The organism is Ancylobacter dichloromethanicus, assembly GCF_018390645.1.
GTDB classification, from domain to species: domain Bacteria; phylum Pseudomonadota; class Alphaproteobacteria; order Rhizobiales; family Xanthobacteraceae; genus Ancylobacter; species Ancylobacter dichloromethanicus.
On sequence record NZ_JAHBGC010000038.1, the window covers coordinates 72,346 to 88,265 of the forward strand.

17 protein-coding genes are annotated in these 15,920 nt (G+C 69.8%); 5 read left to right on the top strand and 12 right to left on the bottom strand.

All coding sequences use genetic code 11. The features are described 5' to 3' along the window. The first annotated feature begins 29 nt into the window (after window positions 1-29). Together KHC23_RS16630 and KHC23_RS16635 are read left to right on the top strand one after the other, a co-directional pair. Window positions 30-1,319 carry a flavin monoamine oxidase family protein gene (locus tag KHC23_RS16630; RefSeq protein ID WP_271188581.1) on the top strand — a complete coding sequence of 430 codons (1,290 nt, stop codon included), beginning with the start codon at window positions 30-32 and terminating at the stop codon, window positions 1,317-1,319. Beyond that, window positions 1,316-1,825, top strand: a complete 510-nt coding sequence (locus tag KHC23_RS16635; RefSeq protein WP_213373859.1) for a dihydrofolate reductase — start codon at window positions 1,316-1,318, stop codon at window positions 1,823-1,825. The genes KHC23_RS16630 and KHC23_RS16635 overlap by 4 nt, the downstream gene beginning before the upstream one ends. A gap of 64 nt (window positions 1,826-1,889) precedes the next feature. On the opposite strand, the gene KHC23_RS16640 is transcribed toward KHC23_RS16635, so the two are convergent. From KHC23_RS16640 to KHC23_RS16670, 7 genes are all read right to left on the bottom strand, one after another. Then, window positions 1,890-2,540 carry a tetratricopeptide repeat protein gene (locus KHC23_RS16640; RefSeq protein WP_213373860.1) on the bottom strand — a complete coding sequence of 217 codons (651 nt, stop codon included), beginning with the start codon at window positions 2,538-2,540 and terminating at the stop codon, window positions 1,890-1,892. Window positions 2,541-2,642: 102 nt separating this feature from the next. Beyond that, complete coding sequence (gene ykgO / locus KHC23_RS16645; protein WP_013167868.1) at window positions 2,643-2,768, bottom strand: type B 50S ribosomal protein L36; 126 nt, start codon at window positions 2,766-2,768, stop codon at window positions 2,643-2,645. 145 nt (window positions 2,769-2,913) lie between these two features. After that, complete coding sequence (locus KHC23_RS16650; protein WP_213373862.1) at window positions 2,914-3,315, bottom strand: DUF4260 domain-containing protein; 402 nt, start codon at window positions 3,313-3,315, stop codon at window positions 2,914-2,916. Between the two features lie 20 nt (window positions 3,316-3,335). Then, window positions 3,336-3,848 (bottom strand): ribonuclease HI, encoded by a 513-nt coding sequence (rnhA, locus tag KHC23_RS16655; RefSeq protein WP_213373864.1) that lies wholly within the window; start codon window positions 3,846-3,848, stop codon window positions 3,336-3,338. Beyond that, window positions 3,845-4,825 (bottom strand): homoserine kinase, encoded by a 981-nt coding sequence (locus KHC23_RS16660; RefSeq protein WP_213373865.1) that lies wholly within the window; start codon window positions 4,823-4,825, stop codon window positions 3,845-3,847. The genes rnhA and KHC23_RS16660 overlap by 4 nt, the downstream gene beginning before the upstream one ends. A gap of 15 nt (window positions 4,826-4,840) precedes the next feature. Then, the gene (ispH, locus tag KHC23_RS16665) at window positions 4,841-5,821 is read right to left on the bottom strand and encodes a 4-hydroxy-3-methylbut-2-enyl diphosphate reductase (protein ID WP_213373868.1); all 981 of its coding nucleotides are present in this window, start codon (window positions 5,819-5,821) and stop codon (window positions 4,841-4,843) included. Window positions 5,822-5,888: 67 nt separating this feature from the next. Next, on the bottom strand, window positions 5,889-6,554 hold the full coding sequence (locus KHC23_RS16670) for a YceI family protein (protein ID WP_213373870.1): 666 nt from the start codon (window positions 6,552-6,554) through the stop codon (window positions 5,889-5,891). Window positions 6,555-6,813: 259 nt separating this feature from the next. Between KHC23_RS16670 and KHC23_RS16675 the strand changes: the two genes are divergently transcribed. Next, the gene (locus tag KHC23_RS16675; protein ID WP_213373872.1) at window positions 6,814-7,524 is read left to right on the top strand and encodes a DUF1013 domain-containing protein; all 711 of its coding nucleotides are present in this window, start codon (window positions 6,814-6,816) and stop codon (window positions 7,522-7,524) included. A gap of 80 nt (window positions 7,525-7,604) precedes the next feature. On the opposite strand, the gene KHC23_RS16680 is transcribed toward KHC23_RS16675, so the two are convergent. Together KHC23_RS16680 and KHC23_RS16685 are read right to left on the bottom strand one after the other, a co-directional pair. Continuing rightward, the gene (locus KHC23_RS16680) at window positions 7,605-9,533 is read right to left on the bottom strand and encodes a propionyl-CoA synthetase (protein WP_213373874.1); all 1,929 of its coding nucleotides are present in this window, start codon (window positions 9,531-9,533) and stop codon (window positions 7,605-7,607) included. 225 nt (window positions 9,534-9,758) lie between these two features. Further along, window positions 9,759-9,935 carry a YdcH family protein gene (locus KHC23_RS16685; RefSeq protein WP_213373876.1) on the bottom strand — a complete coding sequence of 59 codons (177 nt, stop codon included), beginning with the start codon at window positions 9,933-9,935 and terminating at the stop codon, window positions 9,759-9,761. A gap of 204 nt (window positions 9,936-10,139) precedes the next feature. Here KHC23_RS16685 and KHC23_RS16690 point away from each other — a divergent pair, with 204 nt between their 5' ends. Next, complete coding sequence (locus KHC23_RS16690; protein WP_213373878.1) at window positions 10,140-10,346, top strand: YdcH family protein; 207 nt, start codon at window positions 10,140-10,142, stop codon at window positions 10,344-10,346. A 72-nt stretch (window positions 10,347-10,418) separates the two neighbouring features. Here the strand turns inward: KHC23_RS16690 and KHC23_RS16695 are convergent, their stop codons facing one another. Beyond that, window positions 10,419-10,904, bottom strand: coding sequence for a peroxiredoxin (locus KHC23_RS16695; protein WP_213373880.1), 486 nt, complete (start codon window positions 10,902-10,904; stop codon window positions 10,419-10,421). 133 nt (window positions 10,905-11,037) lie between these two features. Next, the gene (locus tag KHC23_RS16700) at window positions 11,038-11,892 is read right to left on the bottom strand and encodes a protein-disulfide reductase DsbD domain-containing protein (RefSeq protein ID WP_213373882.1); all 855 of its coding nucleotides are present in this window, start codon (window positions 11,890-11,892) and stop codon (window positions 11,038-11,040) included. 135 nt (window positions 11,893-12,027) lie between these two features. Here KHC23_RS16700 and KHC23_RS16705 point away from each other — a divergent pair, with 135 nt between their 5' ends. Then, window positions 12,028-12,654: a YqgE/AlgH family protein gene (locus KHC23_RS16705; RefSeq protein ID WP_213373884.1), complete on the top strand. Its 627-nt coding sequence runs from the start codon at window positions 12,028-12,030 to the stop codon at window positions 12,652-12,654. Between the two features lie 67 nt (window positions 12,655-12,721). Here the strand turns inward: KHC23_RS16705 and KHC23_RS16710 are convergent, their stop codons facing one another. Continuing rightward, window positions 12,722-15,742 (bottom strand): EAL domain-containing protein, encoded by a 3,021-nt coding sequence (locus KHC23_RS16710; protein ID WP_246544731.1) that lies wholly within the window; start codon window positions 15,740-15,742, stop codon window positions 12,722-12,724. Window positions 15,743-15,920 lie beyond the last annotated feature (178 nt).

The following is a 15,920-nucleotide window of genomic DNA, read 5'->3' on the forward strand; positions in this document are numbered from 1 at the left end:
CCCAATCCCCTCTGAAACCGGAAGTGACCGTGGCCGCACAGCATGAGGTGATCGTCATCGGTGCCGGCGCGGCCGGCCTTGCCGCGGGTGCCCGGCTGACGCGGGCCGGGGTCGATGTCGTCGTGCTGGAGGCGGCCGGGCGCCGCGGCGGGCGGGCCTTCACCGACACCGCGACCTTCGGCGTCGCCTGGGATCGCGGCTGCCACTGGCTGCACTCGGCGTCGGTCAACCCGCTGCGGGCGGCGGCGGACGAACTCGGCCTCGCCTATCTCGCGCGCGGCAACCGCAAGGCGCGCGCCACCCATCTCGGCGACCGCTGGGCCGACGAGGCCGAATGCGAGGCGATCTGGCGCGCGATCCAGGAGGGCTACGCGGCGATCCACAAGGCGGGCGAGGAGGGGCGCGACATCGCCGCGAGCGAGGTGCTCGGGACCCCCACGCCATGGACAAGGCTTGCGCGGCACTGGCTGACCCTGCTCTCGGCGGCCGAGCCGGAACGGCTCTCCACGCTCGACTACGCCGCCTATGCCGATACGGGCGAGAACTACCCGGTCGAGAAGGGCTATGGCGCGCTGGTGCAGGCGGTTGCCGCCCGCGCGGCGCCGGAACTGGCCGTTGTGACCGGATGCCCGGTCTCCACCATCGACTGGTCTGGGCAGGGCGTTTCGCTCGCCACCGCGCGCGGCACGCTGAGGGCGCGGCTCGCCATTGTCGCGGTGCCGACCCCGGTGATCGCGCGCGGCGGCCTCGCCTTCGCGCCGCTGCTGCCGCCCGATCTCGCCGAGGCGTTCGAGGCGCTGCCGCTGGGGGCGGCGGAGAAGGTGGCCTTCCTGTTCGACCGTGACGTGTTCGGCGTCGAGCCGACCAGCTATATCGACACGCTCGACCGGCGCGACCCCGCCCGCAAGCCGGTCAATTTCGTGCTCAACCCGTTCGGCGCGCCGATGGCGATCGGCCAGCTCGGCGGCGACAACGCGGCGCGGCTGGTGCAGGCGGGGCCGGCGGCGATGCGCGATTTCGCCCTCGCGGCGCTGAAGGACGCCTTCGGCGCGGACATCGAAAGGCACATCGCCGGCGTCGCCACCACCGGCTGGGTGGCCGACCCGCTGATCGGCGGCGGTTATAGCTGCGCGCTGCCGGGCCTTGCCCATGTGCGCGCGCGGCTGACGCGGACGCTCACCGAGCCGGTGGGCGAGCGGATATTGTTCGCCGGCGAGGCGGCCTCTCCGCACGCCTATTCCACCGCCCACGGGGCGCACCAGACCGGCCTCGCGGCGGCGGACACGGCGCTGGCGCTGCTGCGCGGGAGGGCGGCGTGACGGTGCTCACCCTCGTCGCCGCCGTGGCCGAGAACGGCGTGATCGGGCGCGGCGACGCGCTGCCCTGGCACATTTCCGGCGATCTCAAGCGGTTCCGGGCGATCACCTGGGGCAAGCCGATCCTGATGGGGCGGCGGACTTTCGAGTCGATCGGCAAGCCGCTGCCGGGGCGCACCAGCCTCGTCATCACCCGCGACACCGGCTTCCGGCCGCCGGAGGGCGTGCTGGTGGTGTCCTCGCTCGGCGCGGCGCTGGAGCGCGGGACGCAGGAAGCCGAAAGGCTCGGCGTCGACGAGATGGCGGTGATCGGCGGGGCGCAGGTCTATGCGCAGGCCTTGCCGCACGCCGCGCGGCTGCGCCTCACCGAGGTGCATGGCCAGCCGGAGGGCGACGTGCGTTTTCCCGCCTTCGCCCGCGAGGCCTGGCGCGAGGTCGGCCGCGAGGGGCCGATCAAGGGCGAAAAGGACGAGTTCGCCTTCAGCTTCGTGGATTACGAGCGGGCCTGAGCGGCGGCGGGCGAGAGCGGCCGCTCTCAGATCGGCCGGCCCTCGACCTTGCGAACGGCCGCTCTCAGATCGGCCGGCCCTCGACCTTGATCGACAGTTCCTCCTCCATGTCCTCGATCTCGTCGAGATGGGGATAGAGGGCGAGGGCGTGGCGGGCGGCTTCCAGCGCGCGCTTTTCGTCGCCGATCTCCTTGCAGATGATGGCGATGCCGGCCCAGGCGCCGTAATGGCGCGGCTCGCGGGCGACCACCTGCCGCAGGTCGGTCAAGGCGTTGGAAAAGTCCTGCCGCAGGAAGAAGACGGTGGCGCGCTTGTTCCACGCCTCCAGATAGTCCGGCTCGATCCGCAGCAGCCCGTCGAGCAGATCGACCGCGAGGTCGAACTCCTTGGCCTGCGTCGCCTGCGAGGCGCGGGCCATCAACAGGTCGGCGGTGTCGCTGCCCGATGGCGTGAGCGCGACGTCGATGCGGGCGGCGATGGCCTTGGCGGATTCGGAGTCGGGCGCCGCCTTCAGCGCGGCGAACAGGGCGTCCAGCCGCTTGGCGCGGTCGGGCTCGGCGGATTTCGCGGCCTCGGGGCCGGCGGCAGCAGGTGGGGCGGCCTCGGCCGATGGCGCAGCCTCAGGCCGCTCCACCGCGGCGGGCGGGGTGGCGGTCTGGGCCATGGCGCCGAGCGGCGCGGCGGCGACGATCAGGACAGCGAAAAGGGCGCGCATGTCCCCATGTTAGGAGCCACGGCGCCCTTGATCAATATTGCCGGTCGGATGGCCGCGAAATCGTGAACGCGGCCGCCCTGGGGAAGGCTCAGCGGGCCTTGCTCAGCCCTGGCGGGCCTTGAAGCGCTTCTGGGTCTTGTTGATGATGTAGACGCGGCCCTTGCGGCGCACCAGACGGTTGTCGCGGTGACGGCCGAGCAGCGACTTGAGCGAGTTGCGGATCTTCATGACACTAACCTTCGGATCGAAACGCCTGCGTATGAGACGGCGCCCATGGCCGCGTCCCGATCCGCCAGCAGAAATTGAGGCCCGGCTGATAGCGGAGCGGAGGGGGCTTTGTCAATCCGCGCGGCCGCTCCCGGCCCGCTCTTCCTCAGCTTCGGCCGATGCGGCCGAGATGGGTGAAGGCGAATCCGGCGGTATATTTCAGGCCGTAGCCGAGGGCGCGGTCGAGGCCGATATGCGTCGCCCAGATGAGGGCGAGCGCCCCGGCCAGAGACGAGCCGAGCGCATAGGCGGCGGCGCCGAGCATGGCGGGACCGACATAGCTGTGCACGGCGTTGTAGAGGAGGGCACCCCATCGCGGCCCGGCGAGATAGCCCGCCATGGAGAGGTCCGGCGCCAGAATCAGCGCGCCGAACAGCCACCAACTCGCGCCCAGCGCGCTGTAGGCGATGACCCCCACGCCGAACACGGCCAGCCCTTCGGCCCGCAGGATGACAGCGGGCGCGCCTATTGCCGCGCCGCCTGCCGGCGTTTCAGTCGCGTTCGCCATGACTTGCTCCGCCATCCGGTTCAGAGCCCGCCGCGCCCCGCCTTGTAGGGCGCCATGCCGGCGCGGGCGAGCTCATCGGCACGCTCGTTCATCTCGTCGCCGGCATGGCCCTTGACCCAGTGCCAGCGAATGTCGTGGCGGGCGATGGCCGCTTCCAGCCGCTCCCACAGGTCGACATTCTTCACCGGCTTCCTGTCGGCGGTGCGCCAGCCGTTGCGCTTCCACCCGGCGATCCATTTGGTGATGCCGTTGCGCATGTATTCGCTGTCGGTGTGCAGATCAACCGTGCAGGGGCGCTTCAGCGCCTCCAGTGCGGAGATCGCCGCCATCAGCTCCATGCGGTTATTGGTGGTGGGGCTCTCGCCGCCGGAAAGCTCCTTCGCCGAACCGGCATAGCGCAGGATCGCACCCCAGCCGCCGGGGCCGGGATTGCCGGAGCAGGCGCCGTCGGTCCAGATGGCGACGATGCCCTTCGGCGCTTCCGGGGTGGCGTCGTCGGCGAAGACGCGGGCGGTTCCGGGAGCTGTCTTCACGGTGTGGCCCCTTCGAGGATGCCGTAGTCGCGCGGGCTCGCCACCGAGCGGTGGAAGCGCAGCTTGCGCAGATATTCCAGCGGGTCGTGCGGGCGCACCAGCGCGCCGGGCGGCACGTTCAGCCAGTCGACCAGCCGGGTGAGCAGGAAACGCAGCGCCGCGCCGCGCGCCAGCAGCGGCAGCGCCGCGATCTCCTCCGCCTCCAGCGGCCGCTCGGCCTGATAGCCGGCGAGAAGGGCGCGGCCCTTGGTCTGGTTGTAGGCGCCGTCCGGCTCGAAGCACCAGGCGTTGAGGCAGATGGCGACGTCATAGGCGAAGAGGTCGTTGCAGGCGAAGTAGAAGTCGATCAGCCCCGACAGCCGCCCATCGGTGAAGAACACGTTGTCGGGGAACAGGTCGGCATGGATGATGCCGGCCGGCAGCCCGGTGGGCCAGCGCGCCTCCAGCACCGACAACTCGTCGGCGATGAGGGCGGAAAGGCCCGGCGCGACGGTGTCGGCGCCCGCGCGCGCCTGCGCGTAGAGCGGGCGCCAGCCGGCGACGGAGAGCGCGTTGGCGCGGTGGAGCGCGGTGAAGTCGGCCCCGGCCTTGTGCAGGCCCGCCAGCGCGGCGCCGAGCGCGGCGCAGTTGGCGGCGCTGGGGCGGCGCACCGACATGCCGACCAGGAAGGTGGCGATGAGCGCCGGCCGCCCGGCCAGCGTGCCGAGCGCGACGCCGTCGCGGTTTTTCACCGGCTGCGGGCAGTCGATGCCGCGGGTCGCCAGATGCTGCATCAGCCCGACGAAGAACGGCAGATCGGCCGGGTTCACCCGTTTCTCGTAGAGGGTGAGGATGAAGCTGCCGGCCTCGGTCTGCAACAGGTAGTTCGAGTTCTCGACCCCTTCGGCGATGCCCTTGAAGGCGCGCAGCCGGCCGAGATCGTAGGCGGCGAGGAACGTGTCGAGTTCTTCGGGGGAAACGTCGGTGTAAACGGCCATGGGGCGGGGGCGGGCCTATTCGGCGGCGTCGGAGCGGAGCTGCCGCGGCAGCGGGAAGAACACGTCCTCATGGGCGGTGTGCACCGTCTCCACATGGAGCGTGTAGCGCGCGGCGAAGGCGTCGAGTATCTCCTCGACCAGGATCTCGGGGGCCGAGGCGCCGGCGCTGACGCCGAGCGAGGACAGGGCGCCGAACACGTTCCAGTCGATCTCGCCGGCCCGCTGCACCAGCACGGCGCGCGCGCAGCCTTCGCGCTCGGCGGCTTCGCGCAGGCGCTGGGAATTGGAGGAGTTCGGCGCGCCGACCACGATCATCGCGTCCACCTCGGGTGCGACGCGCTTGACCGCCTCCTGCCGGTTGGTGGTGGCGTAGCAGATGTCTTCCTTGTGCGGCGCCACCATGGCGGGGAAACGCCGCTTGAGGATGGCGACGATCTCGGCGGTGTCGTCGATCGAGAGCGTGGTCTGCGTTGTGTAGGCAAGGTTCCCCGGGTCGCGGGGCTGGAAGAGCCGCGCCTGCTCGGCGGTTTCCACCAGCGAGACGGCGCCCTCGGGGAGCTGGCCCATGGTGCCGATGACCTCGGGGTGGCCGGCATGGCCGATGAGCACGACCTCACGGCCGCGCTTGTGGTGCACGGTGGCCTCGCGGTGGACCTTGGTCACCAGCGGGCAGGTGGCGTCGATGGCGAAGAAGTTGCGCCGCGCGGCGTCTTCCGGCACCGCGCGGGCGACGCCATGGGCGGAGAAGATCACCGGGGCGGTGGTGCCGGCGGGCACCTCGTGGAGTTCCTCGACGAAGACGGCGCCCTTCGCCTTCAGCCCTTCCACCACATATTTGTTGTGCACGATCTCGTGCCGCACATAGACCGGCGGGCCATACATGACCAGCGCCCGCTCCACCGCGTCGATGGCGCGCACCACGCCGGCGCAGAACCCGCGCGGGGCGCAGAGAAGGACGCGGAGGGCAGGTTTCTGGGCGGCTTGTTCGGCGGTCATCGCAGGGTCCAGCAGGGCCTCGCCACCGTCATGGGTGCCGAGGCCCGCGCTGTCAAGCGTGGCCGGATCAGGGCTGCTTGATGAAGGCGCCGACAATGTCGAGCGCAACCTCGTCGGAGATGACGGGCACGCCGAGGCCCAGCCCGAAATCGCTGCGCTTGATGTCGGCGGTCGCGGTGAAGCCGATATTCTCCGCCTTGGTCATCGGGTTGATGCCGGCGCCGAAGAAGCTGACGTCCAGCGTGACCGGCCGGGTGACGCCGTGCAGCGTCAGTTCGCCCTCGACGGTGGCGTCGGTGTCCTCGACCGATACCTGGGTGGATTTGAAGGTCGCGGTGGGAAATTTCGCGGTGTCGAGCAGTTCGGGGCTCGCCAGATGGGCGGCGAAGCCCTCCGAGGTCACCCGCAGGCCGGAGATCGGGATGGTGAGTTCGAGCGTGGCCTCGTCGGGGCTGGCCGGATCGAGAACCAGCGTGCCGGTCGAGGCGCCGAACATGCCGGCGAGCGGGGTGATGCCCATGTGGTCGACGGTCCAGACGATCTGGGTGTGGTCCGGGTCCACGGCATAGGTGCCGCCGGTGATGCGTGTCACATCGTCGGTGCCGGGCATTTCCGGCGCCGGGCTCTGCCGGGCCGGGGCTTCCTGCGCCGAACTCTCTTGGGCGAGGCTTTGGCCGGCGCCGGCGGTGAATCCGATCAGCAGGGCTGTCGCCAGAAGTCGAACAGGCTTCATCGCTTTCTCCTCGTTTCGGGAGGCGGACGCTATCAGCGGCTTCGGCCCGGGGCCACACTGTCCTTTCGTCTTAGGATTTGCAGGACGGCGCGCACAGGCTTATATTCGACGTATCCCGGTCATCGCGAGACGGTCCGAGGCTCCGCCCCTTCCGGGTGGTGGGGCGCGGGGAGAAGTTTGCGCGGCCGAAGACCTGAAATCTGCGCGCCGGCTCGGTTTCCACCGCCTGCCGGCGCATCACTGGATGGAGCTGCGTCCCATGGCGAACGCCCCCCTCATGCCGAAGGCCACCGCCGTGTGGCTGGTCGAGAATACCGCCCTGACCTTCGAGCAGATCGCGGATTTCTGTAAGCTGCATGTGCTCGAAGTGAAGGGCATCGCTGATGGCGAGGTCGCGCAGGGCATCAAGGGCAGCGACCCGATGACCACGGGGCAGCTCGCCCGCGAGGAAATCGAGCGTGCCGAGAACAACCCCAATCACCGGCTGAAGCTGCTGGAATCGAAGGTGCGCCTGCCCGAGCCGAAGCGCCGGCGCGGGCCGCGCTACACCCCGGTCTCCAAGCGCCAGGACCGCCCCAACGCCATTCTCTGGCTGCTGCGCAACCATCCCGAGCTGAAAGACAGCCAGATCATGCGGCTGGTCGGCACCACCAAGACGACCATCGAATCGATCCGGGAGCGCACCCACTGGAACGCGCCGAACCTGACGCCGATGGACCCGGTGACGCTCGGCCTGTGTTCGCAGATCGACCTCGATATCGAGGTGCAGCGCTCCTCCAAGGACCGTCCCGCGACGACGGCCGTGCCGGGCGAGAACGAGGCCACCCTGCTGCCGGTCGACGTGTCGACGGGCGAGGCGCCGGAACCCTTCGTGCCGGCCGGCAAGCCGCGCGAGGAACCGATCAACCTGGAGACGGTGTTCGCCAAGCTGGGCGGCTCGCGCAAGAGCGAGGCCGAAGACGAGGAGTGATCCTCTTTTCGCGGCGACGCCGCGCCTGAACGCGAAAGCCCGGAGCGCACCGCGCCCCGGGCTTTTTCTGTATGAGGGGGTTACGCTGCGGGGTCCCGGGCCAGCCCCCGCGCGGTGAGCGCGGTGGCGATCTCGTCGAGCGCAGCCGGGTCGTCGATGGTAGCCGGCATGGTCCACGGCTCGGCATCGGCGATCTTCTTCATGGTGCCGCGCAGAATCTTGCCGGAACGCGTCTTGGGCAGGCGGTTGACGGTGATGGCGAGGCGGAACGCCGCCACCGGTCCGATGCGCGCGCGCACCAGCGCCACGATCTCCGCCTCGATGTCGGCCGGCGAGCGCCCGACGCCCGCCTTCAGCACCACGAAGCCGCAGGGCACCTCGCCCTTCACCGCGTCATGGATGCCGACCACCGCGCATTCCGCGACATCCGCATGGGCGGCGAGCACTTCCTCCATGCCGCCGGTCGAGAGCCGGTGGCCGGCGACATTGATGATGTCGTCGGTGCGACCCATGATGAAGAGCTGGCCAGCGGCGTCGGCGAAGCCGGCATCCGCGGTTTTGTAATAGCCGGGGAAATCGATGAGGTAGCTCTCGCGGAACCGCTCGTCCTGCCGCCACAGCGTGGGCAGGCAGCCCGGCGGCAGCGGCAGCCTGATGGCAATGGAGCCCATGCGGTCGGGGGGCAGCTTGTGCCCGCCCTCGTCGAGGATGTCGACCTGATAGCCGGGCATCGGCACGCCGGTGGAGCCGACGCGGATCGGCAGGGCGCCGAGCCCCACCGGGTTGCCGGCGATGGCCCAGCCGGTCTCGGTCTGCCACCAGTGGTCGACCACCGGCACGCCGAGCCGCGCCTTCGCCCATTCCACCGTGTCGGGGTCGGCGCGCTCGCCGGCGAGAAAAAGGGTGCGCAGGCTGGCGCGGTCGTAGCGCTGCATCAGCCGCCCCTCCGGGTCCTCCTTCTTGATCGCGCGCAGGGCGGTGGGCGCGGTGAACAGCGCCGCTACCTTGTACTCCTCGATCACCCGCCAGAAGGCGCCGGCGTCCGGCGTGCCGACCGGCTTGCCCTCGTAGAGCACCGTTGTGCAGCCGGTGAGCAGGGGCGCGTAGATGATGTAGGAATGGCCGACCACCCAGCCGATGTCGGAGGCCGACCAGTAGACCTCGCCCGGCCGTACGTCATAGAGCCCCTCCATCGACCAGCGCAGCGCCACCATGTAGCCGCCGCTGTCGCGCACCACGCCCTTGGGCTTCCCGGTCGTGCCGGAGGTGTAGAGGATGTAGAGCGGGTCCGTGGCCTCCACCGGCACGCAGGCCGCCCGGGTGCCGGCGGCGCGCGCCGCCTCGCGCCGGGCCGCCCAGTCATGGTCGCGGTCGGCCACGAGGTTGGCCTCGGCTTGCGGACGCTGGAAGATGAGGCAGGCGTCGGGCCGATGCCTGGCCATGGTGAGGGCGAGATCGAGCAGCGGCTTGTATTGGACGACGCGCGACGGCTCGATGCCGCAGGAGGCGGAGAGCACCACCTTGGGCTGGGCGTCCTCGATCCGGCCGGCGAGTTCGGCGGCGGCGAAACCGCCGAACACGACGGAATGCACCGCCCCGATGCGGGCGCAGGCGAGCATGGCGAACACCGCCTCGGGGATCATCGGCATATAGATGACGACGCGGTCGCCCTTGCCGACGCCGAAATCGCGCAGCACGCCGGCGAGCAGGCTCACCTCGTCCTGCAGCTCGGCATAGGTGACGGTGCGCCTCGCGCCGGCCACCGGGCTGTCGTAGAAGATCGCCGGCTGCGCGCCGCGCCCGTCGGCGACATGCCGGTCCACCGCATTGTGGCAGACATTGGTGGTCCAGCCCGGAAACCAGCGGCCATAGACGCCGCGCGAGGGGTCGAAGACCCGTTCGCCTTCGCCGAACCAGTCGATGGCGCCGGCGGCCTCGCGCCAGAAGCCTTCGGGGTCGTGGATGGAGCGGGCGTGAAGCGCGCGGTAGCGGCTGGCGGCGTCGGTCATGGCGGGCGTCTCCCAGAGGATCGTTCTTGTTCGCTCATCCTTCTTGTTGCCTGGAGGATTCCGCCTTCTCCGCCGCCGTGGCAAGAACGCTGAAGTGCGTACGCCCTTCGTAGAGCGCGTGCCGGCTCGCGCCTGTCTGTCCGGGCCCCAAACGCGAACCGCCGGCGGGGTGCCGGCGGCCGGAGTTGCGTTCAAGAGGGGGAAGGGCCGGCAAGGCCGACGCGGCTAGTGCAGCGTCGCGCCCTTCAGTCGGGCGATCTCGTCCTTGAGGATCAGTTTGCGCCGCTTCAGATCGGCAATCCGGGTATCGTCGGTCGCGGGACGGATGGCCTCCTCCCGCAATTGCTTTTCCAATGCCTGATGGCGTCGTTCCAGCTCGGCAACATGCGACTGCATCGTCATGGACAGCTTCTCCTGTCTTCCGAAGTGAACGTCATTAGTCTGTCACGAGAGGCCGGCGCTGTCGATGGCCGGCTATGCTGCGCCGCAGCGTGGGCGGGCGCTGCCGCGCCGCTGTTGCGGCTGGCGTCGAGGGCGGCGATACTTGGGCCGAAGTCCCGCGGGGGCGAGGGCTGAGTCGGGTTTCGGGTCGGGCGTTTGACACAGATGACGGCGGATGAGGAACGCGAGTTCCAGGACCTTCTGGAGCGCTTGCGGCAGGAGCATCGCGATCTCGACATCGCGATCCATGCATTGCAGGACATGCCCGGCAGCGACCAGCTTCAGCTCGCGCGGCTGAAGAAGCGCAAGCTGCAGCTGCGGGACCGCATCGGCTATATCGAAGACCAGATCTGCCCCGACATCATCGCCTGACGGGCATGAAGGGCGGGGCGGAACATCCCGGCGCGAGGGCGGCGCCATCGGCCGGGATGAAAGGTGGCCCGCTCAGAACTGGGTGAGCAGCACGTCGGCGTTGGTCTTGTCGGCCTTGCTCGGCACGTCCTCGACATTGAGGATCAGCACCTCGCCATCGTCGACCAGCATGGAATAGCGCTTGGAGCGCACGCCGAGGCCGGCGGCGGCGGCGTCGAAATCAAGGCCGACCGCCTTTGCGAACTCGCCATTGCCGTCCGACAGGAAGACGATCTTACCGCCGGCGTTGGAGGCCTTTTCCCACGCGGCCATCACGAAGGGATCGTTGACCGCCGTCACCGCGATGGTGCTGACGCCCCTGGCGAGGATTTCCTCGGCGCGGGCGATGAAGCTCGGCAGGTGGTTCTTGTGGCAGGTGGGGGTGAAGGCGCCCGGCACCGCGAACAGCACGACCTTCTTGTTCTTGAAGATCTCGTCGGTGGATTTCGGCACCGGGCCGTCCTCGGTGGCCACGCGGAAGGTGACGCTGGGAAGCTGGTCGCCGACCTTGATCGTCATCGGTGTTTCCTTTCATACGGCGGGTGGAGAAACGAACGGCACCCGCCGAAGGGCCGTGCCAAAGGACACCCGCCGCGGCCGGCGGGCCCGGCCGGCGGTACCATAGCCGCTTCCCGCGTGGCGGGAAGCAGTTTCAGCGGGTGGAAAGGGGGGCATTCACCTCGATCGCCCGATCGCCGTCGACAAGGGTGAAGCGAAGCCGTGCGGTGGCGACATCCGCGCCCTTGGGAACGCCGTCCACCGGCAGCACGAAGATGGCCCGTCCGTCCGCCCCGGTCTCGCGCGCCGGAAGCGGCAGCGCCCAGTCCTCGCCGGGTCCCTCGACGAACAGGTCGGCCTTGTCCGCATCGCCGACATGGGTCTCGATGCGGATCGCCGCGCCGCCCGCGTCGTGGCGCAGCTCCGCGGTGGCGATGCCGGGGGCGCCGGCGACGCCGAGCGCGACGGGACGCGGCACGGTGGCCAGCGCCTGCAGCAGGGCGGGGGAGGGGGCGCCGGCGCCGCCCGCCGGCACGGCGAGGCCGAGCGCGGCATTGGCCGGCTGGCAGATCTTGCCGCAGACGGCGAAATCGAGGTTGAGCTTCAGTTCGACCGGCCTGGCGCGGTCCTTCGGCGTGATGCGCAGCGGCAGCACGACATCGTGCTTGTAACCGATCGAGAACGACCCGCCATCGTCGAAGCGCACAGGCGCCGGCCACAGCACCTCGACGGCCTCGACATTGTGCGAGCCGCTCCAGTCGAAATGCGGCGGCACGCCGCTGTCGCCGGGATAGCGCCAATAGGTCTTGAGGCCGGGCGCGAGCCGGATCTCGACTCCGCCAAGCAGGGTCCCGTCTTCCGAACCGCCAGCCACCAGCCTCGCGGCGGTGCCTTGCGGCGCCGACCAGGCGGACATCTCGCCGGCCAGGGCGATGCCGGGAAGGGCGGAGCCGGCGAACGGCGCGAGGGCGAGCGAGCACAGAAGGAGGGGGCGCAGACGAGCAAGCATGGCCTTGGCGATAGCCCTTCAGGCCGGGATGGGGAAGCGGCGCGGGTCGCACTTTCGTGTGAGCCTGCCGTCCCGGCAGCAGGCCCGCACCGGTACGGGCTTGAAAATGCCCCGGCGGGGTTTACGCTTTCCCTCATGTGGATCGGACGAGAGCGCTCCCAAGGTTTCGGCGGCACCATGGACGGGACCTTCCTCGATGGACAGATGCTGGTCGCCATGCCGGGCATGCGCGACGAACGTTTCGCCCGTGCCGTGATCTATCTGTGCGCGCACTCCTCCGAGGGCGCCATGGGCATCGTGGTCAACCAGCCGGCCAATCACGTGAATTTTCCCGATCTTCTGGTGCAGCTCGACGTCATCCCGGACGATGAGCGCATCCGTCTGCCGCATTCCGCCGGCGGGGTGAAGGTGCTGCGCGGCGGGCCGGTGGAGACCGGGCGCGGCTTCGTGCTGCACACCGCCGATTTCTTCATCCAGGATTCGACCCTGCCGATCGACGACGGCATCTGCCTCACCGCCACGCTCGACATTTTGAAGGCGATGGCCACCGGCAGCGGGCCGGCCAGCGCGATGCTGGCGCTCGGCTATGCCGGCTGGGCGCCGGGGCAGCTGGAAAACGAGATCCAGCAGAATGGCTGGCTGCATTGCCCGGCCGATCCGGCGCTGGTGTTCGAGGCCGAGGCGAGCCAGAAATACGATCTCGCCCTGCGCAAGATCGGCATTGATCCGGGCATGCTCTCGACCGAGGCCGGGCACGCCTGAGCGCCCGCTTGCCCTCGCATGAGCCGCGGCTGGGCGCCGCGTTGCACATCTCACCCTTGTCGGGGTTTCAGCTCGATGTCGGCGCCGGGCGCGTGGCCGCCGGGCGTGCGGGGGTGGCGGTGGCGGGCGCCGGGGTCCCCGGCGGCGACGGTGCGGCCTGGCCGGCGCCGGCGGGCCGGGCGGCGGCGGAACTCACGGCCGCCTTGGCGCCGCGCGAGAGCTGGCGGCCGCGTTCCAGCAGCGAGGCGGGCGGCTGCTCGGGCACCAGCCGCTTGCGCGCTTCGTCCGCGGTCATCGCCTCGCCGAAGAGACGGCCCTGGCCGTAGCGGCAGCCGAGCTTGCCGAGCGCGGCGGCGACCTGCTCGGTCTCGATGCCCTCGGCGATGATGTCCATGCCGAGATCGTTCGCCATGTTGATGATGGTGCGCAGGATGATGGGGCGCTGCGCCTTGTCGCCGCTGCGTCCCAGCGCCTTCATGAAGGTGCGGTCGACCTTGATGCTGTCGAACGGAAAGCGCTGGAGATAGGCGAGGGCGGAATAGCCGGTGCCGAAATCGTCCAGCGTCAGGCCGGCCTCGAGTTCGCGCATGCGCAGGAGGATCTGCGCGGCATATTCCGGGTTCTCCATCGCCAGCGATTCGGAAAGTTCCAGCTTCAGCGTGCCGGGGGTGACGACGTTGCGGGCCAGCACCGCCTTCAGGTCCTGCAACAGGTCGTGGCGCAGCATCTGCCGCGAGGAGATGTTGACCGAGATGAAGATCGGCTCGCCGCGCAGGGTGCGCTGCCACACGCCGAGCTGACGGGCCGCGGTGTCGAGCATGAACAGGCCGAGATCGACGATCAGGCCGGATTCCTCGGCGAGGCTGAGGAAATCGTCCGGCCCCAGCGTGCCGAGGGTGGGATGCTGCCAGCGCATCGCCGATTCGAAGCCGGCGATCTGGCGGGTCGCGAGGTCGACCACCGGCTGGTAGAGCACGCCGATCTCGCCGCGCTCCAGCGCCTGGCGCAGGTCCTGCTCCATGGTGAGCCGGTCGAGTTTCTGCGCCCGCATGTTGGGCCGGAACACCTCGATGCGGTCGCCGCCGACGCGCTTGGCGAAGTACATCGCCAGCTCGGCGTCCTTCAGCGTCTCCAGCGGGGTGCGCTTCTGGCCGTCGGCGAGCAGCAGGCCGATCGAGGCGGTGATGAAGATCTCGCGTTCGCCGAAGGTAATAGGCGCGCGCAGCGTCCGGCGCAGCGTGTCGGCGAAGGCGGTGATGCGCTCGGGGTCGCGCTCGGAAAGCAGGATCAGCGCGAAATGGTCGCTGCCCAGGCGGGCCAGCGTGTCCTGCTGCTTGACGAGGCGCATCAGGCGCCGGGCAACGGTGAGCAGGATCGAATCGCCCGCCGGCATGCCGAGGGTGGCGTTCACCTGCTTGAAGCGGTCGAGGTCGATCAGCAGAACGGTCGGGCGGATATGGTCGTCGGTGCGGGCGAGGCCGCTGGCGGCGGCGACGCGGTCGAGGAACAGTTCGCGGTTGGGCAGGCCGGTGAGGTTGTCGTGCACCGCGTCGTGCAGCATGCGCTCCTCGGCGGTGCGGCTGTCGGTGACGTCGGAGAGCGTGCCGATGCAGCGCACCACCTCGCCATCGGTACCGACCACCGGCCGGGCGCGCAGGTTGAACCAGAGATAATGGCCGTCATGGGCGCGCAGCCGGAAATCCTGGTCGATGCGCCCGCGCCGCTGGTCGAGCAGCCCGTCCAGCGTGGCGCGGAAGCGGTCGCGGTCGCCGGGATGGATGATGTCGAGCCAGCCGGCGGCCTCGGTCTCCAGCGTGCCCTGCTTGAGGCCCAGCATGTGCTCGGCCTCGGGGCTGACATGGATGCGGTCGGTGTCGACGTCCCAGTCCCAGACGATGTCGCCCGAGCCGGCCACCGCCAGCGCCCGGCGCTCCAGCTCCTGCGCGCTGCCGGCGACCGAGCCGATGCCGGCGAAGGCGTGCTGCATGACGGTGAAGCCGATCAGCATGACGATCAGCACCAGCCCGCCGAGCAGCGCCGGGGCGACGAGGTCGTTGCCGATGCGGCCAGAGACCGCCATGCCGGCGGTGATGACCCACACCATCAGCAGGAACAGCGTCGGGATGATGAGCACCGCCCGGTCATAGCGGTGCAGCGCCAGCCAGACCACGATGCCGAAGCCCATGAACGAGACCACGAGCAGCGAGGGACGGGCGATGCCGGCGGCGGCGGAAGGATCGAGCAGGGCGAGGCCGACAATGGCGGCGAGGAACACCAGCCAGCCGGCCGTGACATGGGCGTAGCGCACATGCCAGCGGTTGAGGTTGAGATAGGCGAACAGGAACACCACCAGCGTCGCGGCGAGGATTGCCTCGCCCGCCGCCCGCCAGAACTGCTGCGCCAGCGGCGAGATGCCGAACACCTTCGACCAGAAGCCGAAATCGAGGCCGATATAGCCCAGCACCGCCCAGGCCAGCGCCGCCGCCGCCGGGAACATCGCGCTGCCCTTCACCACGAACAGGATGGTGAGGAACAGTGCCAGCAGGCCGGCAATGCCGATGACGATGCCGTTGTAGAGGGTGAAGCTGTTGACCTTGTCCTTGTAGGCTTCCGGCTCCCACAGATAGAGCTGGGGCAGGCCGCCATCGCCGAGTTCGGCCACCAGCGTCACGGTGGTGCCGGGGTCGAGCGTGAGGAAGAACACGTCGGCGTCGGGCGCGTTCTGCAGTTCGGGGCGGAAGCCCTGGCTGGTGGTGATATTGAGGATGCGGCGATTGCCGAGGTCCGGCCAGAACACGCCGGAGCCGACCATGCGGTAATGCGGCGCGACGATCAGCCGGTCGACCTGTTCGTCGGTGTTGTTGGCGAGGGCCAGAATCGCCCATTTGCTGCCATTCGGCCCGGGGGCCACCGAGCGCACCTCGATGCGGCGGACGATGCCGTCGGCGCCCGGCACGGTGGAAACCTGGATGCGGTCGGTGTCGCTGGTGCGGCGCTCGATCGCCGGGGCGAGGTCGATCACGGGGGCGTCGAGCCGGATCGCCACCGCTTCCAGCGCACGGGCGCCCGGCACGCCCAGCGCCAGCATCGCGACCAGCAGCGTCGCCACCACCGCGAGCGCCCGGACCAGAGCCGGTCGGCGGGAGGGAGAGCGCGGCGTTTCCCGCGACGGGACTGGACCAGCGATGACCAAGAGAATTCCCCAGAATGCAGCCTTGTACGCCGCGCCACCGGCTCCCAACGGCGACGCGCCCCGATGAGTAACG